Here is a 26220-nt window from a genome sequence, read left to right as displayed (position 1 = left end):
CCCCCTGCCCTGTCATTCAAGGCTCAGATACTGGCTGTTGTAATAACCCGCGGGCGAAGGCACCCAGCCCTTCACATGCGGGCTGACCAGGATGCGCGAAGGCTCCACCGCGATGGGCGCAAAGATCATGTCATCCAGCAGGATCTTCTCGGCCTTGGCCAGTTCGGCATTGCGGCTTTCCTTGTCGGGCTTGGTCGCCGCCACGTCCATCTGCGCATCGTATTCCGGCTTGACCCAGTTGTAGCCCGGCTCGGCGCTGGGGCGCATATAGGCAAGGAACGTCTCGGCCCCGGCGAAATCACCCACCAGGTTGTCGGCAAAGACATCCCAGCCGCCAGCATAGAATTCGTCCAGCCAGGCCTTGCGCTCCATCGGGTTGACCTGAGTCTCGACGCCCAGAACCTTCTTCCACATCAGCGCCACGCCCTGGGCCAGACGCGTGCGGTCCTCGGCCACCGTGGTCACGACGGTCAGCTTCAGCGGATTGTCGGGCCCGTAGCCCGCCTTGGCGAACAGTTCCTTCGCCTTGGCCTCGCGTTCGGCCTGGGTCAGTTCGGCCCCGGGCATCTTGGGACCCTGATAGGAAGGATCGAATCCCCCGGCATAGGAGTAAGACGGGATTGCGCCGCCCTTGACGATCTTTTCCTGCAGCGTCTCACGGTCGATGGCCAGCGACAGCGCCATGCGCACATCCAGATTGTCCAGCGGTGGATGGGTGAGATTGAAACTGTAATAGGTGACTTCGGTCGAGGGCGCGATGAAGACCTGATCGGGAATATCAGCCTTGAGCTGCTCGATCATGTTGACCGGTATGTCATAGGTCACGTCCAGCTCGCCCGCCTGGAAGCGCTTGAATTCAGTGCCGACATCCTCGGTCACATGATATTTGACGAAAGGAATTTTCACATTTGCCGCATCCCAATAGTTCGGGTTCTTCTCCAGCAGGACATGGCTTTGCGGCACGATCTCCTTGAACATGTAGGCGCCGTTCGAAACGACCTTGGCCGGATCGGTAAAGCCTGCCGTGCCATTGGCCTCAAGCGAGGGCGTGTGCAGCGGCGGAATCTGGAAGGCGCCAAGGATATCAAGAATATGCGGCGCGGGGGTCAGCATCTCGATCACCACGGTGCGGTCGTCAGGCGCGGTGACGCCCAGCGTGGCGGGGTCTTTCGTGACACCGTTGGCCAGATCGGCCGCGCCCTTGATCTGCACAACCGAGTAGAAATAGTAGCCCTTCTCGCTCAGCGTGTCGGGGTTCAGCGTGCGCAGCACCGAATTCACGAAGTCCTGCGCCACCAGCGGATCGCCATTCGACCATTTCAGCCCGTCGCGCAGATGGAAGGTGTAGGTCTTGCCATCCTCGGACATGTCCCAGTTTTCGGCCGCGCCGGGCATCACTGCGCCGCCGGGGCCAAAGGTCACAAGGCCTTCATAGGCGTCCATCAGGATCCAGCCCGCCGCCGCGTCGAAATTCACCTGCGGGTCAAGCGACGACCATTCCGATCCAATGCCGCGATCCAGCGTATCGTCGGCCCGGGCCGGGGCCGGGGCCAGCGCTGCTGTCAATGCCAGCGCGGCCAGGGCGGTGAGGATCAGGCGTTTCATCTGCGACTCCCCCGTTCTTGTTCATTTGTGCAATTCTTTGACCGTCGCGTTCAGTCTGACAAGAGATTTCCTGACCGGCCCGGCTCTTTCCCTGCAATATCCGCCAGAACCTGCCCCCGCAGGCAGCTTCGCCACAGCTCTTGCCGGTACAGGATGCCGTCAATCGGACTGGTCATCGCCAGACGCTGGCGTGTCATCGCATCGGTGACGTGACCGATGATCTGGCCTGTAGCCACGCGCGCGCCCGGCGCGACGGCCCAGGTCACCACACCGCCCTGCGGCGCAAGGATCTCGACCGTGCCGGACAGGGGCAGCGTTTCGGGTTCGGGATGGGCGGGACCGGCATCTCCGGCAGCAACGCCGATGGCGGCAAGGAAGGTCATCAGGTTGGCCGCATCCCACGCGGCGGTGGCGTCATCGACATCGAATTGGCCGCGATATTCCAGCGTTGCGGAAAACGCCCCAACCGGAATCGGGAAACGGTCGCCATACCGGTCCCGCAATCGCAGCCAGGGTACCGTATGCGCCTCGTCAAAGGCGTTGCCGCCCGAGACGGCTTCGATCAGCGCAAGCCCCGCGCCGATGCAGCGCGCCAGAAGGCTTGTGGTCTGCGGATGGGTCGGCGAGGCATAGAGATGCAGCATCGCCCAATGGTCGCAGTGCAGGTCCAGCACATGGTCGGCCTGCAAGGACCAGCGCAAGAGCGCGATGCGCTGCGCCTCGGCCTCGGTGCCCGACGGCAGTTCCTCCAGCGCCTCGGCAAAGGCAGCGCGGATCACGGCGCCATTCGCGGCCTCGTCCTGGGTCAGCCGGTTTTCCAGCCGGTCGCCGATCAGGGCCGCCATCTCGGGATAATAGCGGTTGAAGTTGCGCAGGCTGTCGGCGTCATGGCGCCCCATCGGCTTGTTATGGGCCCATTGCGTCAGGCCGATCGGATTGGCCAATGGCACCACCCGCACCGGCCCGTGCAGCCTGCCCGCAGCCTCGGCGTCTTCAAGGAGTGGCAGCAGATGCTGCAGGATCAGCACGCCCGGCATTTCATCGGCATGAAGCCCGGCTTGCAGATAGACCGACGGGCCGGTCGTATCGGGCGCGAACAGATAGCTTGTCAGATGTCGGGTCGTTCCGGGGGCGGTGCTGGGCAACGGCTGTCGGTCTTCGATCACGGTCGGGGCCTTACGAGGTTTGTGTACTGCCAGAGCTTGCGCAGGGCGAGGCGCGGCTGGCAACCGGCCTTGGAACAGGCCGGAAAAGGCTTGATGCAGCGGCGGGGCGGGCCTATTCGGGCAACGATCTTTCGGAGAGCGCCATGAGCCTGAACACTTTCGGCCACCTGTTCCGCGTGACGACCTGGGGCGAAAGCCATGGCCCGGCCATTGGCTGCGTGGTCGATGGCTGCCCGCCCGGCGTGGCACTGGCGGAAGGCGACATCCAGCCCTGGCTGGACAAGCGCAAGCCGGGCCAGTCGAAATTCGTGACGCAACGGCGCGAGGCCGATGAGGTGCGCATCCTTTCAGGCGTTTACGAAGGCGTCACCACCGGCACGCCCATCGCCCTTCAGATCGAGAATACTGACCAGCGGTCCAAGGACTATGGCAACATCGCGCTTCAGTTCCGGCCCGGCCATGCCGACCTGACCTATCACCTGAAATACGGCACCCGCGACCCGCGCGGTGGCGGTCGCTCCAGCGCGCGAGAGACGGCCAGCCGCGTGGCGGCCGGAGGCGTGGCGCGGGCGGTGCTGGCGCGGCTGATGCCCGGGCTGAAGATCAGCGGCTATCTGGTGCAGGTCGGGACGAAAGCCATCGACCGCAGCCGCTTTGACGCCGAAGAAATCGGCCGCAACCCGTTCTGGTGCCCCGATCCCATCATGGCGGCGGAATGGGCTGGCTATCTGGACGAAATCCGGCTCGCGCAGGATTCCGTCGGCGCGGTGATCGAGATTGTCGCCGAAGGCGTGCCCGCAGGGCTTGGCGCACCGCTTTATGGCAAGCTGGATCAGGATCTTGCCTCGGCGATGATGTCGATCAATGCCGTGAAGGGCGTCGAGATCGGCGCGGGCATGGCCGCAGCGGCGCTGCGCGGCACCGAGAATGCCGACGAGATCCATCCCGACGGCCAAGGCGGGCTGCGCTTTGGCTCCAACCAGGCGGGCGGCATTCTGGGCGGCATCTCCAGCGGTCAGCCGGTGATCTGCCGCTTCGCGGTCAAGCCGACCTCATCGATCCTGACGCCGCGCGCTTCGGTCGACGTGACCGGCCAGCCGGTCGAGGTGGTGACCAAGGGCCGTCACGACCCCTGCGTCGGCATCCGCGCCGTGCCGGTGGGCGAGGCGATGATGGCCTGTGTCCTCTTGGACCACCTGCTCCTGGACCGCGCCCAGACCGGCGGGCAAAGGGGCGTGATCGGCTGATGTCCCACGGTGGGACAAGGGCATGATCTAATTTTTTCAATGACTTAACGAAGCAAGATTCACGTTCTGTTAAGGTTTTGATCCTGTGCCGGGCCGGTTGCGCATCTCTTGAAGGAAGGCGCGCAGCAGGGCAACGCGGCGCGGACGAAAGGACTCGCCGGTCTCTTCCACCTCGGACATCGAGGCCAGGTGGAAACGTCGGAAATCCATCCGCAGCCGGCACTGCGCCAGACACATCAGCGAGCGGTCGAGAAAGACGATCGACAGGGGCCAGATGCGGCGGCGGGTGCGGTTTCCCGCGCGGTCCGTATAGGTGATGTCCAGTGCCCGCTCGTCCCAGATTGCCTCGCGCAACTGCGCCAGATGGGCGGGCACGGGCGGGCGGGTTTCGTAGCGGTACAGCTGATGCGCGGTATGCAGCGCCTGGGCCTGTACGCGATCGGGCAGGGTGGCGACGATCTTGGCCAGCGCGGAATCGGCGGCGCGGGCCAGGGCCGGATCGCCCGCCAGACGGATCTCGGCGAGGCCCAGGGTCAGCGCCTCGACCTCAAGCCGGGTCAGCATCTGCGGCGGCAGGGCGGGGTCTTCGGTCAGGGTATAGCCATAGCCCGCCGCCCCGTCGATCAAGGCGCCGCCCGCGCGCAGGGCCTCGATATCGCGGTAAAGCTGGCGCGGCGAGACGCCGGTTTCCTCGGCCAGCCTTGCGGCGGTCACCGGCTGCGGCAGGGTGCGCAGAACGGTCAGCAGGCGGAACAGGCGGTCGGCACGGGCCATGAGGACTCCTGACGGGTTCTGACAGGAGGGTGGCGCTAGAACCGGCCCATCGCAAGACAAAAGGAGAAAAGCCTATGCTGACCCTGTTCCACAGCCCGCAAAGTCGCTCGACCGCGATCGTCACCCTGATCGAGGAGATGGGAATCGCCGACAAGGTTGATCTGCGGATCGTCTCGATCCCCCGGATCGACGGCACCGGCGCGCGCGACAAGGCGAACCCGCATCCCGAAGGCAAGGTGCCGGCGCTTGTGCATGACGGGCGGCTGATCACCGAACGCGGCGCGATCATCGCCCATCTTTGCGGGCTGTTCCCCGAAAGTGGCCTGTCGCCCGCGCCCTTCACACCGGATTGGGGTGTCTTCCTGGGCTGGCTGAGCTGGTATCAGGGCGTCCTGGAGCCGGTGATCATTCACGAATTCGCAGGCCTCAGCCATCCGGTCCTGACCGCGACCTTCCGCGACCATCCGACGGCAGTGGCGCGTATCCGGGCGGCCCTGGAGAAATCCCCCTGGCTGATGGGCGAAAACTTCACCGCCGCCGATCTTCTGGTCCACGCGCCCTATGCCTGGTTCCGCGACGCGACCCCCGACGATCCCCTGATCCGCGACTGGGTGGAACGCTGCATGGCACGTCCCGCGCGGCTGCATGCGCTGGAGCAGGACGCGGCACGGCGCGCGGCCTGACCTCGTCGAAGCTCAACTAGGGGGCCGCGGTCGCACACGACCCCCTGACCGTTCAGGCCGTCGTCCGGCGGGACAATTGCACGGCGAGGATGCCCGCCATCGTCACTGCCACCCCGGCCAAATCCCAGGCCGAAATATGCTCACCCAGCAGAAGTGCGGCGGCGACCACCCCGAAGAAGGGGTTGAGGAAATGGAAGGTCGCGGCGCGGGTGGCACCGATGCGGCCAACCAGCCAGAACCACATCAGCGTGGCGGCGATCCCCGGACCTGCGACCTGCCAGAGAAAGGCAAGCGCCAGGGGCAGGGTCGGCGTGAAGCGGAAGGGTTCGAAAAGAAGCGCCGCCAGCGCCAACGCGGCCGAACCGACCAGCATCTGCATCCCCACCACGGTCAGAAGGTTGCCGCCCCCGGCGGCCGCGCCGCGCAGCGTCAGCGTGGCCACGGCCAGCGCCAGCGCGCCCAGGGCACAGAGGAGAAGGCCGGGCAGATCGGCCCCGCCCTGCAAGCGATGCACCATGATCAGCGCCACGCCGGCAAACCCGGCCAGCAGCCCCGCCGTGCCCAGGGCGGGCAGGCGCTCACCCCGGATCGCCCAGGCCAGAGCCGCAACCAGAAGCGGCATGGTGGCCGCGATGATCACCGCCACCGAGGCCTCAACCCGCTGAAGGGCGATGAAATTCAGGCCAAGGTAAAGCGCGTTCTGGCACAGGCCGAAGACCACGACCGGAACGACCTGCGCGCGGGTGAGGCGCAGGCTTTGGCCCAACGCGCGGGCGATGCCCAGCGCGAGAAGGCCCGAGACGAGAAAGCGCAGGGCCAGCGCGGCCAGGGGCGCCATATCCGCCACGATGATGCGCGCCGTGGCAAAGGCCGAGGACCAGAAGAAGACGAAGATCAAGCCGATCAGGGCGGAACGCAGATCCAAGACGGGTCTCCGACAAAAAAGGGCCGCCTGGGGGGCGGCCCGCACGGATCAGGAACAGTGAGCAGCGATCAGCCGTTCACCACATCCTTCAGCGCCTTGGCGATGGCGAACTTCACTTGCTTGTCGGCCGGCTTGGTCATCGTCTCGCCCGTCGCCGGGTTGCGGACCTGACGCTCGGGGCGGGCCTTGCAGACGACCTTGCCGAGGCCCGGCAGGGTGACGGCGCCACCGGCGGCAACTTCCTTGGCGACCACGGCGGCAATCGCGTCGAGCGCTGCACCAGCGGTCTTGCGGTCGGCACCCATCGCATCTGCCAGGGCGGCCACGAGTTGGGTCTTGGTCATCGGCTTGGACATTTTTGCATCCCTTTATTGTTCCGCGGATTCTGGGGCCGCCTTGCCGCGGCCCACCCCCCGATTTACGGGGCCAGCGCCCAGAAGCCCGCTTTCGGGTCTGAAATCAAGACCGGAACGCAGGTTCGGCTGGAATTGAGGCGAATTTCGCCGTGTTTAGAGGAAAGCGGTTTCCTCAAAGCTCCGCAACTTGCGGCTGTGGATCCGCGAAACAGGCATCTCGCGAAGCGACTCCATGGCGCGCACTCCGATCAGCAGATGGCGGCTGACTTGCGTCTTGTAGAAGGCGCTGGCCATGCCCGGCAGCTTCAACTCGCCATGCAGCGGCTTGTCCGACACGCAGAGCAGCGTTCCGTAAGGCACCCTGAAACGGAAGCCGTTGGCGGCGATGGTGGCGGATTCCATATCCAGCGCCACCGCCCGCGATTGCGATAGGCGCCGGACGGGACCGGATTGGTCGCGCAATTCCCAGTTGCGATTGTCGATCGTGGCGACCGTGCCGGTGCGCATGATCCGCTTCAACTCATAGCCTTCAAGCTGGGTCACCGCTTCGACCGCGTCTTCCAGCGCGATCTGGATCTCGGCCAGGGCGGGGATCGGCACCCAGACCGGCAGGTCATCGTCCAGAACGTGATCCTCGCGCAGATAGGCATGAGCCAGCACGAAATCGCCCAGGGCCTGGGTGTTGCGCAAGCCCGCGCAATGGCCAACCATCAGCCAGGCATGCGGACGCAGCACGGCGATATGATCGGTTGCCGTCTTGGCGTTCGATGGTCCGACGCCGATATTCACCAATGTGATCCCCTGCCCATCGGCGCGCTTGAGGTGATAGGTCGGCATCTGCGGCAGGCGGGCGAAGGTCTGGATCACCCCGCCCGGCGTGGTGATCTCTTGGTTGCCGGTCGCGACGAAGGCAGTGTAGCCCGAAGCCGGATCGCCCAATGCGGCGCGGGCATAGGCCTCGAACTCATCGACATAGAACTGGTAGTTGGTGAACAGGACGTGGTTCTGGAAATGGCTCGGGTCGGTTGCGGTGTAATGCGCCAGCCGGGCGAGCGAGTAATCCACCCGCTGGGCGGTGAAGGGGGCCAGGGGCGCCGATCCATCGGCAAAGCGCGACAACATGCCATTGACGATATCGTCATTGGTGGTTGCCAGATCCGGCACGTCGAAAACGTCGCGCAGAGGAAAGTCGAGCACGCCTTCCTGCGGCACCGACAGTTCGGCATTGCCCGCCACCGCGAAATGCACCGGGATCGGCGTTTCCGAGATGCCGATGCGGACCGGCACGCCATGGTTCTGGATCAACAACCCAAGCTGCTGGATCAGATACTGGCGGAACAGGTCGGGCCGGGTGATCGTGGTGGAATAGGTCCCGGGCTGGCTGACATGGCCGAAAGACAGCCGCGAGTCGATGGCACCGAAACTGGTGACGGTCAGGCGCACTTCCGGATAGCAGGCGCGGATCCGGGTCGCCGGACGGCCCTTCGCCAACGCCTCGTTGAAGGCATGGGTCAGATGGGCGACCGATTGGGCGTAAAGCTCTTCGAGCCGTGTGACGGCGGCATCGGCATCGGAAAAATCTTCGGGCGTCGGATGGTCGGGCAGGAGATAAAGCAGGTCTTCCAAGGTGATCTTCCCTTCGGGGATTGATCGCCGCAGATATGCCCGATGCGGCGGCATGGCGCAAGTGAAGGCTGGATGACGGCCTTGCGGCTGCCGCGCGGCGCAGGGATAGTGTGGGCATGAAAACCCTTCTCTCTCTGGGACATGGCTATAGCGCGGCGGCGCTGGCGCGGCGGCTGATCCCGCAGGGCTGGCGTGTGATCGGCACCACCCGCAGCCGCGCGAACGAGCTGGCTGCGCAGGGGGTGGAACCGATCCTCTGGCCCGGCGATCTTGGCCCTGCCCTGGCTGACGCCACACACATCCTCGCCGCGGCCGCACCGGATGCGGCAGGCGATCCCTTTCTTGCCGCCCTGCCGGGCCTTTGCGGGGCGCGGCCCGTATGGGTGGGCTATCTGTCCACCACCGGGGTCTATGGCGATCATGACGGCGGCTGGGTCGACGAGGCGACAGCCCTCACCCCCGGCACCGAACGCGGCCGGCAAAGAGTTCTGGCCGAGGCGCAATGGCAGAAGACCGGCCTGCCTTTGCACATCTTCCGGCTTGCCGGCATCTATGGCCCCGGCCGCGGACCTTTCGAAAAGGTGCGCGACGGCACGGCAAGGCGCGTCCTGAAACCCGGTCAGGTCTTCAGCCGCATCCATGTCGATGACATTGCGCAGGTGCTGGAAGCCTCGATCCGCCATCCCAACCCCGGCGCGGTGTACAATGTCTGCGATGACGACCCCGCCCCGCCGGAAGACGTGCTCAGCCATGCCGCCGCCCTGCTGGGCCTGCCCGAGCCGCCCGCGATTGCCTATGACGAGGCGGAAATGACGCCGATGGCGCGCAGCTTCTATGCGGAATCGAAACGGGTGCGGAACGACCGCATCAAGAAAGAGCTTGGGGTGAACCTGCGTTACCCGGATTACCGGGCCGGGCTGGCGGCCTTGCTGGCAGGGGACTGACGGGGGAAAGATCATGGAACGCTATGACGGCGGCTGCCTGTGCGGGGCCTTGCGCTATGTCGCAACCGGCCAGCCCTACCGCGTCGGCATCTGTCACTGCATGGATTGCCGCAAGAACCATGGCGCGCTCTTCCATGCCTCGGCCATCTTCCCGGAGAGCTCCGTCACGATCACCGGCCCCTTCGCGACCTGGGGCGGGCGCAGCTTCTGCCCGACCTGCGGTTCGCCGGTCTTTGCCCATATCGAGGATGAGATCGGGGTGAATTTGGGCACGCTGGACGAACCCGACCGGCTGAAGCCGACCTACGAGCTGTGGATGGTGCGGCGCGAGGCCTGGCTGCCGGAATTTCCCGGCACAAGGCGTTATGACCACAACCGCGAAAGTGACGGGCGCAGCGAGGGCTAAGCGCTATTGCGCCGCAATCTCGCGGCTGCCGGGCGCCAGGATCGCATCGGTCAGGGTCGATAGCGCCAGCGCCGCCGCGCCATGCGCCCAGAGAAGGTCGCCCCAGGCGTGGATCTCGATCGGAGGGCGCGCGCGGCCGGTTGCGATGACCAGATTGTCCATCTCGGCCAGGGTTTCGGCAGCGTAGAGGTAGTCATAGCGCATCCGCTCGCCCGACAGGATGATAAGCTCGGGGTCGAAAAGGTTGATCACATTCGACAGGCCAACCGCCAGATAGCGCCCGGCACGGCGGAAGATCGACCGCGCAGTCGAATTGCCGGCCTTGGCATGGTCGTAGAGGCTTTCCAGCAGCACATTGATCGGCTGGCTTTCCTTATGGCCCCAATTCAGTGCCGTGCTGGCCTCGCGCGCCAGGGCGTAGTCGGCAACATAGGCCTCAAGGCAGCCGCGCTGCCCGCAGCGGCAGAGCGCGCCGTCGAGCTGAACCTTGGTATGGCCCAGCTCCATTCCCAGCCGCTGCGAGCCGCGATAGATGCGGTGGTTCATCACGAACCCCATGCCGACGCCATGTTCGATGGTGACGACAGCAAAATCCGACAGACCCCGGCCCGCGCCGAACCACAATTCGGCGATGGCGACGAGATTGGCGTCATTGTCGATGGTGACGGGCAGGCCCAGCCGCGCGCTCGCGCTGGCGGCCAGGGGCACTTCGCGTTCGGTCAGGACCGAGGACCAGAAGACCATGCCCTCGGCCACATCGACAAATCCGGGCACGCCGATACCCACGCCCGACAGGGCGCTGCGCGCAAGCCCCGCCTTGTCGCACACCCGGGACAGCAGCGCCTCCACCGCGTCGAGCAATTCTGCCGGAGTCATCGGACCGGGTCGGCGCGGGATCACGTCATCGGCCACAAGGTTGCCGGCGAAATCTACGATCACCGCCGTATGTTCGCGGTCGGACAGCTTCATCCCCGCCACATGATGCGCGGCGGCCCGCACGCCCAGCGCCACGGCGGGGCGGCCGCGCCCTGCCCCTTCAGCCTCGCGCGGGGCGGCGACTTCCTCGATCAGCCCGGCTTCGATCAGTTCCTGCGAGATCGTCGTCATCGTCGCGGGCGAAACGGTCAGCTGCCGCGCCAGCGTGACGCGGGGAATCAGACCAGCCGCGCGCACCCGGTCAAAAACCTGCTGGCGCAGCGGGCGCTGGCCTTCGGTCAGGGGCGGAATCAGCGGCCCGACGCCGCGTCGCGTCTCGCCCTCCCCTTCCTTTGGCAGCTGCGGCACCATTTCTTTTATCCCCGAACTAAACAGGTCCCAATCTATTGCGAGATCGCCCATTTTTCGCCGCGTTGCAGCAAAAACTGGATGAGAGATTACGCTATGCCAGCTTCGCCCAGTGTTTTTATTTTGACAACTGAAATTATTATCGGCAGGATTTTGACTGTATCGGCGAATCTGCCGGACCGGTCCCGTGGACGGGCCGTATCGAACGGGAGGTATCAATGCGGAAGATTTTTCTCGCGGCCGTGGTGACGGCCGCCGGATTTTCGTCGGCGGCGCTGGCCGAGGGCCTGACCGTCGGCGTGTCCTGGTCGAACTTTCAGGAAGAGCGCTGGAAGACCGATGAAGCGGCGATCAAGGCGGCCCTGGAAGCTTCGGGCGATAAGTATATTTCGGCGGACGCACAGGGTTCGGCCGCCAAGCAGCTGACCGATGTCGAGGCGCTGATCGCCCAGGGCGCCAATGCGCTGATCATCCTGGCGATGGACAAGGACGCGATCGGACCGGCGGTCGACAAGGCCGCGGCGGAAGGCATTCCGGTTGTTGGCTATGACCGTCTGATCGAGGACAACCGCGCCTTCTACCTGACCTTCGACAACAAGGGCGTCGGCAAGATCATCGCCGAAGAAGTCTCGAAGGTGAAACCCGATGGCAATTACGCCATCATCAAGGGCGATCCGGGCGACCCGAACGCCGCCTTCCTGCTGGAAGGCATGATGGAAGTCATCGGCGACAAGGTGAATGCGGGCACGATCAAGATCGTCGGCGAAGCCTTCTCGGATGGCTGGAAGCCGGAAAATGCCCAGACCAACATGGAGCAGATCCTCTCGGCCAACAACAATGCGGTCGATGCGGTTCTGGCCGAAAACGACGGCATGGCGGGCGGCGTGATCGCGGCGCTTGCGGCGCAGGGCCTGACCGTTCCGGTCGGCGGCCAGGATGGCGACCTTGCCGCGCTGAACCGCGTGGCGCGCGGCACCCAGACCGTCTCGGTCTGGAAAGACAGCCGCCAGCTTGGCAAGGCGGCGGCGGAAATCGCCGTGGCTCTGGCCGGCGGCACCGCAATGGACGCGGTTCCCGGTGCGGTGAAATGGTCGGGTGGCGAGAAGGGCGTTGAGATGAGCGCCATCTTCCTGACCCCGACCCCGATCACCAAGGACACGCTGAACCTTGTGATCGACGCGGGCCACATCACCAAGGAAGCCGCCTGCGAAGGCGCGATGGAAGGCGTGGCCGCCTGTCAATAACCTCCGGTCCCCCGGCGCCCATACGGCGCCGGGGGTTTTCCGTTTCGAAGGGCCCGCAACCCGGCTGACCGCAGATGCGGACGCGCCCGGCCGCCCGCCCATCCCTTTCCCCATTCAATGCCGGACGCCCCCATGAGCGATACTCCCGCCGTTCCGCATCCCGCCTCCGACCCCGGCCTGAGTCCGGTTCAGAAATTCCTGCGCGCAACCGAGATCGACACCCGCCTTCTGGGCATGCTGGGGGCGATGCTGCTGATCTGGATCGGCTTTCACCTATATGGCGCGGCGGTGAACGGCTTCGGCGCCTTCCTGACCCCGCGCAACCTGTGGAATCTTTCGGTCCAGACCGCGAGCGTCGGCATCATGGCCTGCGGCATGGTCCTTGTGATCATCACCCGGCATATCGACCTGTCGGTCGGCTCGGTTTTGGGCTTTACCGCGATGATCATGGGGATCGTGCAGGTCTGGTGGCTGCCCGGCATCCTGGGCCTTGGTCATCCGCTGATCGTGGTGATCACCTGCATCGTCGGTCTGGTGCTTGGCACGGCCATCGGTGCCTTCCATGGCTGGCTGGTCGCCTATCGCGGCATTCCCGCCTTCATCGTCACCCTGGGCGGGCTTCTTGTCTGGCGCGGCATGGCCTTCCTGGTCGCCTCGGGCGTCACCATCTCGCCGGTCGACACGACCTTCGCGCTGCTGGGCGGTGGCCCGCGCGGCACCATTGGCGAAACCGGAAGCTGGATCGTCTGTGCGCTTGTCTGCATCGCAATCCTCTGGATGCTCTCGGCGGGACGCAAGGCGCGCAAGTCGCATGGTTTCCCGCTGCGCCCGGTCTGGGCCGAGGTCTTCCTGGCCGTGCTGGGCTGCGGTCTGGCGATCGGTGCCACGCTGGTGGTGAATGCCTATCCCTGGCCCGTGGGCATCGTGAAGCAATATGCCGCCGAGAAGGGGATCGAGATCCCCGAAGGCGGGCTTTTCATCAGCCATGGCTTCGCAATTCCGCTGCTGATCCTGGCCGTGGTCGGGCTTGCCATGACCATTCTGATGGGCCGCACCCGCTTTGGCCGCTATGTCTATGCCATCGGCGGCAACCCGGATGCGGCGGAACTGTCGGGCATCAACACGCGCTGGATGACGGTCAAGATCTTCGCCCTGATGGGCTTCCTGACCGGCCTGTCGGCCATCGTCGCCAGCGCGCGCACCACCAGCGCCACCAACTCGCTTGGCCAGTTGGACGAACTGTATGTCATCGCCGCCGCCGTGATCGGGGGCACCTCTCTTGCCGGGGGTGTCGGCACGATCTATGGCGCGATCATCGGCGCCTTCGTCATGCAAAGCCTGAAATCCGGCATGGTCCTGATCGGGTTCGACGCCGCCATTCAGGACATCGTGGTGGGGATCGTTCTGGTCATCGCCGTCTATGTCGACATTCTCTATCGCAAGCGCGCCAAGTAAGGGGGACAGACATGACCGCTTCCACCGCGAACCGTGGCACGCCGCTGGTCGAGATGCGCGACATCTCGATCTCTTTCGGCGGGATCAAGGCCGTCGACCATGTCTCGATCGACCTATATCCCGGCGAGGTCGTGGGCCTTCTGGGCCATAACGGCGCCGGCAAATCGACGCTGATCAAATGCCTCTCGGGCGCCTATCGGCCCGACAGCGGCCAAATCTATATCAACGGCGAGCAGGCGACGATCAGCAACCCGCGCGACGCCCGCAGCTACAATATCGAGACGATCTATCAGACCCTGGCCCTGGCCGACAATCTGGACGCCGCCTCGAACCTGTTCCTTGGCCGCGAGATCGTGGGCAAGGGAGGCTTCGTCGACGACACCCAGATGGAGGCCGAGACCCGCAAGATCATGGGCCGCCTGAACCCGAATTTCCGCAAGTTCAACGTGCCTGTGTCCGCCCTGTCGGGCGGCCAGCGCCAGTCGGTCGCCATCGCCCGCGCGGTCTATTTCAACGCCAAGATCCTGATCATGGACGAGCCGACCGCCGCGCTTGGCCCGCATGAAACCCAGATGGTGGCCGAGCTGATCCAGGAGCTGAAGGCCCAGGGTCTGGGCATCTTCCTGATCGAGCATGACATCCATTCGGTCATGAAGCTGTGCGACCGGGCCAGCGTCATGAAGAACGGCCAGCTTGTCGGTACGGTGAATGTGAACGAGGTCACCGATGACGACATTCTGGGCATGATCATTCTGGGCAAGAAACCCGCGCATGTGGCTGCCTGATGTATATCGGACTTGATCTGGGCACTTCGGGCCTGAAGGGCATCCTGATCGGTGCCGACCAGACCGTGATCGCCGAAGCGACCGCCCCTCTGACCGTGCAGCGGCCCGCCGAAGGCTGGTCAGAGCAGCGCCCCGCCGATTGGATCGCAGCGGCCGAGACCGTGCTGGATCAGCTTGCCGCGCAGGGTCTGGGGGCGGTCGGGGGCATCGGCCTGTCGGGCCACATGCACGGCGCGACACTGCTGGATGCCTCGGACCAGGTGCTGCGGCCCTGCATCCTGTGGAACGACACCCGCAGCCATGAAGAAGCGGCCGAGCTGGACGGCGACCCGATGTTCCGCCGCATCACGGGCAACATCGTCTTTCCGGGCTTCACCGCGCCCAAGCTGCTTTGGGTGCGCCGCCATGAACCTGCGATCTGGGACCGGGTCGCCAAGGTCCTGCTGCCCAAGGATTACCTGCGCCTCTGGCTGACCGGCGGCCATGTCGCCGAAATGTCGGATGCGGCGGGAACGTCCTGGCTGGATACCGGCAAGCGCGACTGGTCGGAGGCTCTTCTCGCCGCCACGGGCCTGAACCGCGGCCACATGCCGTCCCTCGTCGAAGGCTCGCAGGTCTCGGGCCAGTTGCGCGACGGGCTGGCGGCACGCTGGGGCCTGCCGAAAGGCGTGGTCGTGGCGGGCGGCGGCGGCGACAATGCCGCCTCGGGTGTGGGCGTGGGCGTTGTGCGCGCGGGCGAGGCCTTTGTCAGCCTGGGCACGTCCGGGGTGCTTTTCGCCGCAAATGACGGCTACCAGCCCGATCCGGCCACCGCCGTCCACACCTTCTGCCATGCCCTGCCCGGCACCTGGCACCAGATGGGCGTGATCCTGGCCGCGACCGATGCGCTGAACTGGTTCGCCCGGCTGGCGGGCACCGATGCCGCCGCGCTGACCGGCGGTCTTGGCGCGCTGCAGGCGCCGGGCAAGACGATCTTCCTGCCCTATCTGGGCGGCGAGCGGACGCCGCTGAATTCGGCCTCGGTCCGCGGCGCCTTTACGGGCCTTGAACATGCGACCGACCGTGAGGCCGCGACCCAGGCCGTGCTGGAAGGCGTGACCTATGCGATCCGTGACAGCCGCGATGCGCTGGCCGCGACCGGCACCCGCATCGGCACGCTGCTGGCCGTGGGCGGCGGGTCGCGCTCGGATTACTGGCTCAAGCTGATCGCCACCGCGCTTGGCGTGCCGGTCGCCCTGCCCGTGGCGGGGGATTTCGGCGGCGCTTTCGGCGCGGCGCGGCTCGCGCTGATGGCCGAGACCGGCGCCGGGGCCGAGATCGCGACGCTGCCAAAGATCGCCCGGGTCATCGAACCTGAAACCGCGCTTACAGCGGCTTTCGATGCGGGTCACGCCCGCTTCCGCGCCGCGCAAACTGCCATCAAGGACCTGAAATGACCGACTTCTTCAAAGGCATCCCGCAGATCAGATACGAAGGGCCGGAAAGCGCGAATGAATTCGCCTTCCGCCACTATAACCCCGACGAAGTCCTGCTGGGCAAGCGGATGGAGGACCATCTGCGCTTTGCCGTTGCCTATTGGCACAGCTTTGCCTGGCCGGGAGGCGACCCGTTTGGTGGTCAGACGCTGCAAAGGCCCTGGTTCGGCGATACGATGGACCTTGCCCGGTTCAAGGCTGATGTCGCCTTCGAGCTGTTCGACATTCTTGGCGCGCCTTTCTACTGCTTCCACGATGCCGATGTGCGTCCCGAGGGCGCGACCTTCGCCGAAAGCCTGAAGAACCTGAACGGCATCGTCGATTATCTCGAGGCCAAGCAGGCCAAGCACAAGACCCAATTGCTCTGGGGCACGGCGAATATGTTCAGCCATCGGCGCTGGATGTCGGGCGCGGCCACGAACCCCGATCCCGATGTCTATGCCTATGCCGCAGCCTCGGTGAAGGCCAATATGGATGCCACGCATCGGCTGGGCGGGCAGAACTATGTGCTCTGGGGCGGCCGCGAGGGCTATGAGACGCTGTTGAACACCGACCTTGGCGCCGAGCGCGCCCATGCCGGGCGCTTCCTTCAGCAAGTGGTGGAGTACAAGTACAAGATCGGCTTCAAGGGCGCGATTCTGATCGAGCCGAAGCCTCAGGAACCGTCAAAGCACCAGTACGACTACGACGTGGCCACGGTTTACGGCTTCCTCAAGGATTTCGGGCTTGAGGGCGAGGTGAAGACCAATATCGAACAGGGCCACGCCATTCTTGCCGGTCATTCCTTCGAGCATGAACTGGCGCTGGCGGCCTCGCTGGGCATCTTCGGCTCGATCGATATGAACCGCAACGATTACCAGTCGGGCTGGGACACCGACCAGTTCCCGAACAACCACGCGGAAAAGGCGCTGGCCTTCTACGAGGTGCTGCGCGCGGGCGGCTTTACCACCGGTGGCACCAATTTCGACGCCAAGATCCGGCGCCAATCGCTGGACCCCGAAGATCTGGTTCTGGCCCATGTCGGCGGCATGGACACCTGCGCCCGCGCGCTCAAGGCGGCGGCGAAGCTCTATGAGGCGGACGAGCTGGAAGCTGCCCGCCGCGCCCGTTACGCGGGCTGGGAAACACCGGCCGCCAAGGCGATGCTCAAGGGCAGTCTGGCCGAAGCGGCGGCGCGCGTGACGGCGGAAGGGCTGGAGCCCGAGCCGAAATCGGGCCGCCAGGAACGGCTCGAAAACCTCTGGAACCGCTATATCTGAGCCAGACTAACTTTTCGCGCGCCCCATCAGCCTGTGGATGCGGGCGCGCGATTCCAGTTCGGCATTGATCGCGCCACCGACCAGAATCGCCCAGACTGACAGATAGAGCCAGGTCATCAGGATGATCACGGCGCCGATCGAGCCATAAATGCGGTTGTAGCTGTTGAAATTTGCCAGATAGATCGAAAAGCCAATCGACACCCCTGCCCAGGCCGCCGAGGCGAACAGCACGCCCACGGTGAACCATCCCTTGCGGCCGTTGCCCGGCACATTGGGACCGAAGCGATAGAGGATCGACAGGCAGGTCAGCACGAACAGGAACATCACCGCCCAGGGAAGCACCTGGGTCAGCCAGGCCGAAACGGTCCCGTCGTTCAGATAGGCCAGCAGCACCGGCACCAGAACAGCGGTCGCCAATGCCACGATCAGCGCCCCGATCAGCGCGCCGGTCAGCATGAAATCCACCGCCCATCCCCACAGCCATCCCCGTGGCCGCGTCCGATGCACCACGTCCAGCCCCTGGATCAGCGCCGAAACCCCGGCGCGGGCGGAATAAAGCGCGACGGCGAAGGACAGGAAGGTGGCCCAGCCCAGCGTGCTGCGCGGCGCGTTCAACAGCGCCATGACCTGATCATGCATCAGCCGCGCCGCATCGACCGGCAGGAACCGCTCGGCAATTGCCAGATAGCCCGCGATCACCAGCGGGTCCGACACCATCCCCCAGATCGCCACCACGGCCGCCAGGCCCGGAAAGACCGCGAACATGGCATAGAAGGCCACGCCCGCCGCGATCAGGCCGAAATGGCCGTCGCCCACCCGCGTCCAAACCGCGACGATGAAATGCCAGAAGGTCCGAAGCGTCTTTATCATAGCGGCAGCTTCCCAGACCTTTGCTGCGCGTGCAACTTGCGCCGGCGCCTGGCCGATGGAAAAGGTCGGTGCGTTGCCGCAAGGCGCGGTCAGGCCACCGTGCCGGATTTTTCGATCATGCGCGCCAGCGTCCTGGCATGGCGTTGCGCCAGACCCGACAGGCGCAGCGTCACCGCGGGATAACCCGAATCGAGAAGCTGATCAGGGTGAAAATCCGGCTCGGCCCGTAGCAGCGCCCTGAGCACGCGCGCGGCCTTCTCGGGCGCTTCCGCTTCAAGATAGAGATAGAGAAGCGGGCGCATCGCGGCGCGGAAACTGGGTGCGCGATAGAAGGCGGCTTCGTAATGGGCCGCGGCCTTGCCGAATTCGCCACCGCGCAGGGCCGCGAGGCCGGCCAGCGCCTCCCACCAATGGCCAAAGGCGGTGCGCGAGGCGATCTCTGTGCCACGCCGCGCGGCAGCCAAGGCAGCAGCATGGTCGCGTTGGCGGATATGCGCGGCGGCGACCGACCAATGCGCATAGGCATTGAACGGCGACAGCCGCACAGAATCGCGTGCCAGAACCGTGCCTGCCTCGGGGTTTTCATCGACCATGACGCGGGTCTGGCTGACCAGCGCCAGCACCAGAGGATTGCCGTTGGAACGGCCCAGCGCATCGCGCGCGAAAGCGTCGGATTCGCTTTCAAGCCGTTTGGGCGGCTCCTCTGTCCGCTCGACGAACATGATCTGCCGGACCAGGCTGCGCCAGGCATGGATGCGGCCCGTGGGCAGAAGGCGCGCGGCGCGTTCCAGAAGCGCGTCAGCCGCACGCAGCCGGACCGCATCATAGCTGAACATCTCGACCACGGCCCGGGCGATCAGGTCATTGACCTGAAGCGCCGCACCGGCAGGCCCGGCCTGCGCCAGCCTGGGCATCTGCGACAGTGCGGCATCGGCGGCCTGGAACACCAGCGCGGGCACGTCGCCCAGACCCTCGGCCACGTCCTGCGGCCCTTCCACGGCGATGCGCTGGCTCCACACCGTCTGGCCGGTGGCGCGGAAGGCAAGGCTTGCCATCATATGCACCCGGCCCTGGATCAGCGCCCCTTCGAGATGCAGCTCCAACCCCGTGCGCGGCAGATCGGCAGGCAGGTCATCCGGTCCGGCACCGAAGACCTGCACATGGGCGAATTCCGAAACCAGCCGCGCGATAGCCTGCGCAAGATCGCGCGCGGCGAAACTGCCAGCACCCGGCGGCAAAGAGCCAAGGGTGATGACGAAGGGCGGCGCGCTGTCGCTGGGTGGCGAGGCGCTGGCCGAAGACCCACCGCCGACGCCTAGTGCCGCCGCGACACGGGCGCGCTCCTCGCGCAGCCAGTCCAGAAAGGCCGGGTCGACGATGTCGATCCCTTCCAGAAAATCGCGGCCAGCGGCCAGCGCCTCGGCGGCCGCTGTCGCATCGGTTTCAAGATCGGTCGCCACATCGGCCAGCGAGACGGAATCGCGATCAGCCTGCACCTTCGACGCGCAGTCACCCAGCGCTTTGCGCAGCTCCATCAGCGCCTGCCGCAGACTGCCCGAGGCCTGTTCAGCCCCTCGGTCGGACCAGAGCTTTGATTCCAGCCAGCGCCGGGCACGGCGACGGTCCGGGGTCTGGCACAGCATGGCCAGAAGCGCGCGGGACTTGGCCCCGCGCGGCGTGCAATCGCGCCCGGCGCTGTCCAGCACCTGAAACCCGCCGATGAGGCGAACAAACATCCCGCTACCCTGCCCCCAGTCGTCAACAGCTTACCGCAGCTTCGGGCGGGTTCAACCTGCGTGAAAACGCCGTCAAACGCCGCAGAGGAATGCTGCGACTTCTTTGCAGCGCCGCGAAAGCCCGGCAAGGTCTGGGAAAATAGCGGAGGGGCACCATGGCATTGATGGGTTCACACGGGTCGCATGGCTCACACGGGTCACATGGCTCACACGGATCGCACGGTTCCCATGGCTCACATGGGTCCCACGGGTCGCATGGATCGCATGGCTCGCATGGCGGCGGCGAAAGCCCGATCATGTCCTCGGCCCTTGGCCTGACGGCCGAGGCGCTGATGGGCTATTGGGACGGCACAGTGCCCGTGCCCGCGATGCCGCGCGCCGACGATCTGACCCGGCTGATGCGCCAGGCCGATTATCCCCGCGCCGCCGTTCTGGCGCATGAGGCGCTGGGGCTGTTCTCGGTCCGCCCGAACGGAACCGGCTATTCGCTGTACGGGACCGAAGAGATCACCTCGCTCCTGCCGCCCTCGCCCGCCAAACTCGCCGAGCAGATGGTGGAATTGCGCGCCGCGATGGACCTGCGCGCCGACCGCCTGCCCGAGATCCTGGCCCAGACCGATGGCATCGCGGGCTTTTTCAATGCCCAGCAATCGCTCGGCCTGAACCGCCGCCGCTATACCGCGCTGCTGATCGGGGCGATGTATGACGCGGTGGTCAGCCAGGAACAGCGGATGAAGCATTTCTGTTCGATCCTGCGGCCCTATGACCTGTCGCCGCAGATCCAGCCGGTGATCGATACGCCGGGCCATTCCGCCTATCCCTCAGGCCATGCGACCGAGTCTTTCGCCATGGCGACGACCATCGCCGCCCTTCGGCTGTCGGGGCGTGGCACACCCGATGCCGGGCTCATCGACGCGATCCTGAACAAGCTGACCCCGGCGGCCGAGGCCGCGCCGGCGGCGGATGACACGGTGATGCTGTTCCGGCTAGCCCAGCGCATCGCCGACAACCGCACGGTGGCGGGTGTGCATTACCCGGTCGATTCGGCGCATGGCGCGCTTCTGGGTCTGTCTGTGGCGCTGGGGTTTCTTGCGCATTGCCTGGGCGGTGGCACGGCGCAGCCCATCCCGGAATTCGCCGCGCGGGCGGATGACTGGGTGGGCGATTTCACACTGTCGAAATGGGTGGCGGCGCTGGGGGTCGGAACCACGACCGGCTGGCGGCGCGACAGCTCGCGTATGGCGCAGGCGCAGGACTGGCACATCTTGCCGCAACTGTGGCGGGCCGCCGTGCTGGAATGGGGGCCGGGGCCGACACCCTGACCCCGCACAGCTCGTCTTATTCGGTCAGCATCCCGTGACCCAGGCGGCGGTCGGCTTCGGGCGACCAGCCCCCCGGCCCCACCAGCGCCGCCCGTTCCGCCGCAAGGCTGCGCGCGGCGGGCGGCGTGGTGCGAAAGTACTCGACCAGACGCCGGGCCACGGCGGGTGCGGCCATCGAGGTGCCCGCAAGACGCGCGGTCGCGCCTGACAGATTCGCCGCCCCTCGTATCCCGCCCAGGAACCCGCGGGCTGTGCCGGGGGCGGAAAGCATCGGCCCCGCCGCCTCGCCGGGCCGGGCAAGCATGGTGACGCCTTCGGCAGAAAATTCGGCGGCGCGGCGGGTGGCATGGGTCAGCGGATCAGGACCGGGGCGCAGGGCGCCAACCAGATAGACTTCAGGCGCCGGGCAAGAGGCGAAGGACACCGCCGTCCCCTCGCGCGTGACCGGACTGCCCGCAGGATCGCTGTAATCGCGGGTCACGCCATCCCAGGCCCAGCCCTCGACATGATCCAGCCAGCTTTGCCGCCCGAAAGGCGCATGGCCCAAGGGCGTATCGTCGCGCTGGACCCGGGCGATCAGGCGCACCGGCTCATTCTCGGCGCTGGCCAGCCTAAGTCGCCACAGGCCCGGCGCAGCGCGGGCCAAGGGCTGTTCGGGGCGCGAGGCGGCAAGGGCGATATGGCAGAGCGACTGGCCGGATTCGGGCAGGAAACTGACCGCCGCGACCGGTCCGTTCGGCGTCACGACCCGCCAGCCGCCGCGCGTGACGCTCCACGGCACGGTCAGGGGCGGCAGGCCCGCGCCGGGCGGCGGGGTCAGGGTCAGGGTCAGCCCCGGCAGGGCCTGGGTATCGACGCGCAGTTCCAGAAAGCTGGGCGTGCGGTCATCGGGCTGGATGCGCCAGTCCAGCCTCACCGGCCGCGCGATCCGCGCCTCGGCGCGCGCCACCAGCCGGGTGCGGCGGGCATTGCCCATGGCCGCGGTGATGCGCAGGGGCGAGGCCGGGGCGATGCGTTTGTGGCGGGCGATCTCATATCCGAACCAGTCCGACAGGAACTCGGTCGCGTCGCCCGGCCCGGCCAGCGAACCGATCGACAGGTTGACCACCACGGGCGGCACCTGCGCGCCGTCCGACAGGGCAAGCACCTGCGCCAGCACCCAGCGCAGCCCCTGCACCAGATGCGCCTCCATCCGGCGCCCCGCCGTCTCGCGGATTGAGGCCGGGGGAAGCTGCACCGCCAGCAGCGGGCTTTGCGCCATCGCCTCGGCAAAGCCCGCGCCCGCTGCCAGATCCAGCACATGCGAGCCATGGCCCACCCGCCGCGCCGTGGCGGCCCGGTCGGGCAAAGGGTAAAGCGCGCGGTTGATCTGGGTATAGGCCTCGGCCTCACGCTGGCCCGAGGCGAGGATGCCGTCGATTTCGGCCCCGCTCAGCACGCGGCCAAGCTGGATATCGGCCGAAGGAAGGGTGTTCTGAAACAGCCGCTCTGCCGCCTGAAGCCAGACGGCAAGGAAACGGGTGGTCGTCGGTGTGCGACGGAAGCGGGCGTTCAGAAAACCGATCCCCTCGTCAATCACCGCAATGACGGGAGTCGAAACCGGCAAGGTGCCGGGCAGGGCCAGCAAATCCTGCGGCGCGGCCAGGGTGGGCGCGGGTTCGGTGGGCAGGAAACCGGGGCCGATGCCCAGAATCTCCCAGCTTGCCGGGGCCTGAGGCAGAAAGCTGCGTGGTGCATAAGCCACGAAGCGCACCTCATGCGGCCAGCCCGGCCCCAGATGCGCACGTTCGGTTTCCAGCAGGTCGCGCTCATGCGGCGCCCATTCCAGATCGGGCAGGGCCAGCGTAGCGGCAATGGCCTGTTTCAGACTTTGCCCGAGGCCCGGTCTTTTCCGAAACCGGGCCAGCACCGGAACAAACCGCTCCGGCCCGCCCAAAGCGGCCTCGACCGCCGCCTCCCAGGCCGCATAGCCGCCGTGGTCAAGCCCTGTGGTGATCGGCTGCCAGTCCATGCCTGCCCCCTGCTGCGCTGCCCTACCCTGACACGGGCGAACCGGGCCTGCGCGGAGAAATTGCCGCAAGCACGGGGTTTGACGGCTTATTCACGCCCCCCTTTGCGCACCGGAGCGTTCAGGCGGATTTCAGGCTCGCGGTAACGTAATTCACCGACAGGTCGCGATCCGACAGGCTCCAGCGCCACGAGACCGGATTGAATACCATTCCCTTGCGGTCGACAGGCGTCAGCCCCGCGCGGCGGATCAGATCAGATAACTCGTCCGGCGTGATGAATTTCTGCCAGTCATGCGTGCCCTTGGGCAGCCAGCGCATCACCCATTCCGCCCCGACAATGGCCAGAGCGAAGCTCTTGGCATTGCGGTTCAGCGTCGAGCAGACCATCAGCCCGCCGGGTTTCAAGAGCGTCTGGCAGGCGGTCAGATAGACCAGCGGATCGGCCACATGCTCGACCACTTCCATGTTCAGGACCACATCGAAACGCTCGCCCGCCGCCGCCAGAGCCTCGGCCGTGGTGTGGCGATAGTCGATCTCCAGCCCCGACTGCTCGGCATGAAGCCGCGCGACGGGGATATTCCGCTCGGCCGCATCCGCTCCGATCACCGTGGCGCCAAGCCGCGCCATCGGTTCGCACAGAAGCCCGCCGCCACAGCCGATATCCAGCAGGCGCAGGCGCTGAAACGGCTTCGGCCCAGTCAGGTCACGGGAAAACTCGGCGGCGATCTGCCGGGTGATATAGTCCAGCCGCACGGGATTCATCTGGTGCAGCGGCTTGAACTTTCCGGCCGGGTCCCACCATTCCTCGGCCATGGCCTGGAATTTCGCCACTTCGGCGGGATCGACGGTGTTCGTCTCCATGACCTTCCCTTTCAGCGGATCGACAGCGCAACTGGCCGGTATATAGTGCAGCCATGGATCACAGGTCAGGCCCAAAACGCGCTGTCGAGTTCCTTTATCCCGCGATCGACCCGTTCGATCAGCGCGTGATCGACATGGGCGATGGCCACAAAATCTATGTCGAGCAATGTGGCAAGCCCGATGGCGTGCCGGTCATCGTCTTTCACGGCGGGCCGGGCGGCGGCTGCAGTCCGGCAATGCGGCGTTATTTCGACCCTTCGCATTACCGCGTCGTGCTGTTCGACCAGCGCGGCTGCGGGCGGTCCCGCCCCCATGCCACGGTCGAGGGCAACACGACCTGGCATCTGGTGGCCGATGTCGAGCGCATCCGGGCCGAACTGGGCATTGGCAGCTTCATCGCCTTTGGCGGCAGCTGGGGCGCGACGCTGGCGCTGATCCATGCGCTCAGCCATCCGCAGGCGGTGCGCCATCTGGTGCTGCGCGGCGTCTTCCTGATGACCCGGGCCGAACTCGACTGGTTCTATGGCGGCGGCGCCGGGGCTTTCTTTCCCGATCTGTGGCAAAGGTTCCTTGCGCCCATCCCCGAGGCGGAGCGCGGCGACCTGATCGCCGCCTATCACCGCCGCCTGTTCTCGGGCAATCTGGCCGAGGAAACCCGCCATGGCCGCGCCTGGGCGCAATGGGAAAACGCGCTGGCCTCGATCCAGAACGAGGGGATGGTGGGCGAAGGACCGGCGGAATATTCCCGCGCCTTCTCTCGGCTGGAGAACCACTATTTCATCAATAGCGGCTTTCTGGACGAAGACGGATGGATCCTGACGAACCGCAAGCGGATTGAGCAGATCGGCGCCACCATCGTGCAGGGCCGCTATGACATGGTCTGCCCGCCGGTTTCCGCCTGGAAACTGGCACAGGGTTGGCCGAAGGCGCGTCTGGAAATGGTTGGCCTGTCGGGCCACGCCCTGAGCGAACCTGCGATCAGCGAGGCGCTGGTGCGGGCGATGGACGGGCTGCGCAGCCTGTAGCGGCCTCAGCCCTTGCCCAGCACTTCATCCTGATGCTCGCCCAGCCCGGGCGAGGGCCGGTCAAGCGCCAGCGCAGCGCCCGAGAAGGTGAAGGGGCTACGCACTCCCGGCACGCCGCCCGGCGCGATCTGCATCCCGCGCGCCACGACCTGCGGATCGGCAAAGACCTGACCCATGTCGTTGATCGGCCCGGCCGGCACGCCCGCAGTTTCGCAGGCGACCAGAAGATCGGCCATCTTCCAGGTTTTCGTCGCGGCGGTCAGCCGGGACGTCATGTCATCACGGCGCGAGACCCGATCGGCATTCGTCAGAAAATCGGGGGCGGTCGCCATTTCCGGCAAGCCTAGCAGGGTGCAAAGCCGCTGATACTGGCCGTCATTGCCGGTCGCCAGGATTACCCAGCCATCGGCGCAATCGAACACCGCATAGGGCGCAAGATTCGGATGGGCATTGCCCATCTTCTTCGGCGCGGTGCCGGTGGCGAGATAGTTCATCGCCTGATTGGCCATGATCGCCGTCGCCACATCCATCAGCGCCATGTCGATCTGCTGGCCCTGCCCGCTGCGGCCGCGCTGCACCAGCGCCGCCAGGATGGCATTTGCCGCATAGATGCCGGTGAAGACATCGGTCACCGCGACGCCCACTTTCTGCGGCTGACCCTCGGCCTCGCCCGTGACGCTCATCAGCCCGGCCATGCCCTGGATGATGAAATCATAGCCGGCCCGATGGGCGTAGGGCCCGGTCTGGCCGAAGCCGGTGATCGAGCAATAAATCAGCCGCGGATTGATCTTTTGCAGCGAGGGCCAGTCAAGCCCGTATTTCGCCAGACCCCCGACCTTGAAATTCTCGATCACCACATCGGCGTCAGCCACCAGACGGCGCACGATCTCCTGCCCTTCCGGGGTGCGGAAATCGCAGGTCACGCTTTTCTTGCCGCGATTGCAGGAATGGAAATAGGCCGCGCTGCGTTCGGCGCTGCCATCAGCCAGCGTCCGGTCGATGAAGGGCGGGCCCCAGCGGCGGGTATCGTCACCTTCCGGCGCCTCGACCTTGATGACCTCGGCCCCCAGGTCGGCCAGCATCTGCCCGGCCCAGGGTCCCGCGAGAATCCGCGCAAGCTCGATAACGCGGATTCCCGCCAGAGGTGCTTCGGTCATGTCAGG

General features: G+C 65.9%; 23 protein-coding genes. 11 read left to right on the top strand and 12 right to left on the bottom strand.

Translation table 11 applies throughout. The features are described from left to right. Positions 1-12: 12 nt before the first annotated feature. Both ACED67_RS05580 and ACED67_RS05575 read right to left on the bottom strand, forming a co-directional pair. A complete protein-coding gene (locus ACED67_RS05580; RefSeq protein WP_395540583.1) occupies positions 13-1605 on the bottom strand; it encodes a peptide ABC transporter substrate-binding protein in 1593 nt (530 codons plus the stop codon). A 50-nt stretch (positions 1606-1655) separates the two neighbouring features. After that, positions 1656-2771, bottom strand: a complete 1116-nt coding sequence (locus ACED67_RS05575; protein WP_395540582.1) for a M14 family metallopeptidase — start codon at positions 2769-2771, stop codon at positions 1656-1658. A gap of 143 nt (positions 2772-2914) precedes the next feature. Here ACED67_RS05575 and aroC point away from each other — a divergent pair, with 143 nt between their 5' ends. Next, the gene (gene aroC / locus ACED67_RS05570) at positions 2915-4018 is read left to right on the top strand and encodes a chorismate synthase (protein ID WP_395540581.1); all 1104 of its coding nucleotides are present in this window, start codon (positions 2915-2917) and stop codon (positions 4016-4018) included. Positions 4019-4087: 69 nt separating this feature from the next. Here aroC and ACED67_RS05565 read toward each other — a convergent pair whose 3' ends face one another. Next, positions 4088-4792, bottom strand: a complete 705-nt coding sequence (locus ACED67_RS05565; protein WP_395540580.1) for a helix-turn-helix transcriptional regulator — start codon at positions 4790-4792, stop codon at positions 4088-4090. A 74-nt stretch (positions 4793-4866) separates the two neighbouring features. On the opposite strand from ACED67_RS05565, the gene ACED67_RS05560 reads away from it, so the two are divergent. Further along, positions 4867-5475 carry a glutathione S-transferase family protein gene (locus tag ACED67_RS05560; protein ID WP_395540579.1) on the top strand — a complete coding sequence of 203 codons (609 nt, stop codon included), beginning with the start codon at positions 4867-4869 and terminating at the stop codon, positions 5473-5475. Between the two features lie 52 nt (positions 5476-5527). Here the strand turns inward: ACED67_RS05560 and ACED67_RS05555 are convergent, their stop codons facing one another. The 3 genes from ACED67_RS05555 to ACED67_RS05545 form a co-directional block, all read right to left on the bottom strand. After that, positions 5528-6400 (bottom strand): DMT family transporter, encoded by an 873-nt coding sequence (locus tag ACED67_RS05555; RefSeq protein WP_395540578.1) that lies wholly within the window; start codon positions 6398-6400, stop codon positions 5528-5530. A gap of 68 nt (positions 6401-6468) precedes the next feature. Next, the gene (locus ACED67_RS05550; protein WP_395540577.1) at positions 6469-6756 is read right to left on the bottom strand and encodes an HU family DNA-binding protein; all 288 of its coding nucleotides are present in this window, start codon (positions 6754-6756) and stop codon (positions 6469-6471) included. Between the two features lie 153 nt (positions 6757-6909). Continuing rightward, on the bottom strand, positions 6910-8382 hold the full coding sequence (locus ACED67_RS05545) for an AMP nucleosidase (RefSeq protein ID WP_395540576.1): 1473 nt from the start codon (positions 8380-8382) through the stop codon (positions 6910-6912). A gap of 116 nt (positions 8383-8498) precedes the next feature. Here ACED67_RS05545 and ACED67_RS05540 point away from each other — a divergent pair, with 116 nt between their 5' ends. Both ACED67_RS05540 and ACED67_RS05535 read left to right on the top strand, forming a co-directional pair. Continuing rightward, positions 8499-9326 (top strand): SDR family oxidoreductase, encoded by an 828-nt coding sequence (locus tag ACED67_RS05540; protein WP_395540575.1) that lies wholly within the window; start codon positions 8499-8501, stop codon positions 9324-9326. 13 nt (positions 9327-9339) lie between these two features. After that, entirely contained in the window at positions 9340-9732 is a 393-nt protein-coding gene (locus ACED67_RS05535) for a GFA family protein (RefSeq protein ID WP_395540574.1), read from the top strand. A gap of 3 nt (positions 9733-9735) precedes the next feature. Here the strand turns inward: ACED67_RS05535 and ACED67_RS05530 are convergent, their stop codons facing one another. Then, positions 9736-11019, bottom strand: a complete 1284-nt coding sequence (locus ACED67_RS05530; RefSeq protein ID WP_395540573.1) for an ROK family protein — start codon at positions 11017-11019, stop codon at positions 9736-9738. Between the two features lie 215 nt (positions 11020-11234). Here ACED67_RS05530 and ACED67_RS05525 point away from each other — a divergent pair, with 215 nt between their 5' ends. From ACED67_RS05525 to xylA, 5 genes are all read left to right on the top strand, one after another. Then, positions 11235-12260 carry a substrate-binding domain-containing protein gene (locus ACED67_RS05525; protein WP_395540572.1) on the top strand — a complete coding sequence of 342 codons (1026 nt, stop codon included), beginning with the start codon at positions 11235-11237 and terminating at the stop codon, positions 12258-12260. 132 nt (positions 12261-12392) lie between these two features. Next, the gene (locus ACED67_RS05520) at positions 12393-13715 is read left to right on the top strand and encodes a sugar ABC transporter permease (RefSeq protein ID WP_395540571.1); all 1323 of its coding nucleotides are present in this window, start codon (positions 12393-12395) and stop codon (positions 13713-13715) included. A gap of 11 nt (positions 13716-13726) precedes the next feature. After that, positions 13727-14500 carry an ATP-binding cassette domain-containing protein gene (locus ACED67_RS05515; protein WP_395540570.1) on the top strand — a complete coding sequence of 258 codons (774 nt, stop codon included), beginning with the start codon at positions 13727-13729 and terminating at the stop codon, positions 14498-14500. Further along, positions 14500-15936 carry a xylulokinase gene (xylB, locus tag ACED67_RS05510; protein ID WP_395540569.1) on the top strand — a complete coding sequence of 479 codons (1437 nt, stop codon included), beginning with the start codon at positions 14500-14502 and terminating at the stop codon, positions 15934-15936. Before ACED67_RS05515 ends, xylB begins: the two co-directional genes overlap by 1 nt. After that, complete coding sequence (gene xylA / locus ACED67_RS05505) at positions 15933-17234, top strand: xylose isomerase (RefSeq protein ID WP_395540568.1); 1302 nt, start codon at positions 15933-15935, stop codon at positions 17232-17234. Before xylB ends, xylA begins: the two co-directional genes overlap by 4 nt. 6 nt (positions 17235-17240) lie before the next feature. Here the strand turns inward: xylA and ACED67_RS05500 are convergent, their stop codons facing one another. Together ACED67_RS05500 and ACED67_RS05495 are read right to left on the bottom strand one after the other, a co-directional pair. Next, positions 17241-18104 (bottom strand): YihY/virulence factor BrkB family protein, encoded by an 864-nt coding sequence (locus ACED67_RS05500; RefSeq protein ID WP_395540567.1) that lies wholly within the window; start codon positions 18102-18104, stop codon positions 17241-17243. 89 nt (positions 18105-18193) lie between these two features. Next, positions 18194-19840, bottom strand: coding sequence for an AfsR/SARP family transcriptional regulator (locus ACED67_RS05495; protein ID WP_395540566.1), 1647 nt, complete (start codon positions 19838-19840; stop codon positions 18194-18196). A 296-nt stretch (positions 19841-20136) separates the two neighbouring features. Between ACED67_RS05495 and ACED67_RS05490 the strand changes: the two genes are divergently transcribed. Then, positions 20137-21162, top strand: a complete 1026-nt coding sequence (locus ACED67_RS05490) for a phosphatase PAP2 family protein (RefSeq protein WP_395540565.1) — start codon at positions 20137-20139, stop codon at positions 21160-21162. A gap of 16 nt (positions 21163-21178) precedes the next feature. On the opposite strand, the gene ACED67_RS05485 is transcribed toward ACED67_RS05490, so the two are convergent. Further along, positions 21179-23173, bottom strand: coding sequence for a S8/S53 family peptidase (locus ACED67_RS05485; RefSeq protein ID WP_395540564.1), 1995 nt, complete (start codon positions 23171-23173; stop codon positions 21179-21181). A gap of 118 nt (positions 23174-23291) precedes the next feature. After that, a complete protein-coding gene (ubiG, locus tag ACED67_RS05480; RefSeq protein WP_395540563.1) occupies positions 23292-24032 on the bottom strand; it encodes a bifunctional 2-polyprenyl-6-hydroxyphenol methylase/3-demethylubiquinol 3-O-methyltransferase UbiG in 741 nt (246 codons plus the stop codon). Positions 24033-24085: 53 nt separating this feature from the next. On the opposite strand from ubiG, the gene pip reads away from it, so the two are divergent. Continuing rightward, on the top strand, positions 24086-25057 hold the full coding sequence (gene pip / locus ACED67_RS05475) for a prolyl aminopeptidase (protein WP_395540562.1): 972 nt from the start codon (positions 24086-24088) through the stop codon (positions 25055-25057). A 5-nt stretch (positions 25058-25062) separates the two neighbouring features. On the opposite strand, the gene ACED67_RS05470 is transcribed toward pip, so the two are convergent. Next, on the bottom strand, positions 25063-26214 hold the full coding sequence (locus ACED67_RS05470; RefSeq protein ID WP_395540561.1) for a CaiB/BaiF CoA transferase family protein: 1152 nt from the start codon (positions 26212-26214) through the stop codon (positions 25063-25065). Between the last annotated feature and the right edge of the window lie 6 nt (positions 26215-26220).

It is taken from the genome of Neotabrizicola paludis (genome assembly GCF_044142105.1).
Classification (GTDB): Bacteria; Pseudomonadota; Alphaproteobacteria; order Rhodobacterales; family Rhodobacteraceae; genus Pseudogemmobacter.
Note: the sequence above shows the minus strand (reverse complement) of the source record. Positions and strands in the feature narration are given on the sequence as shown.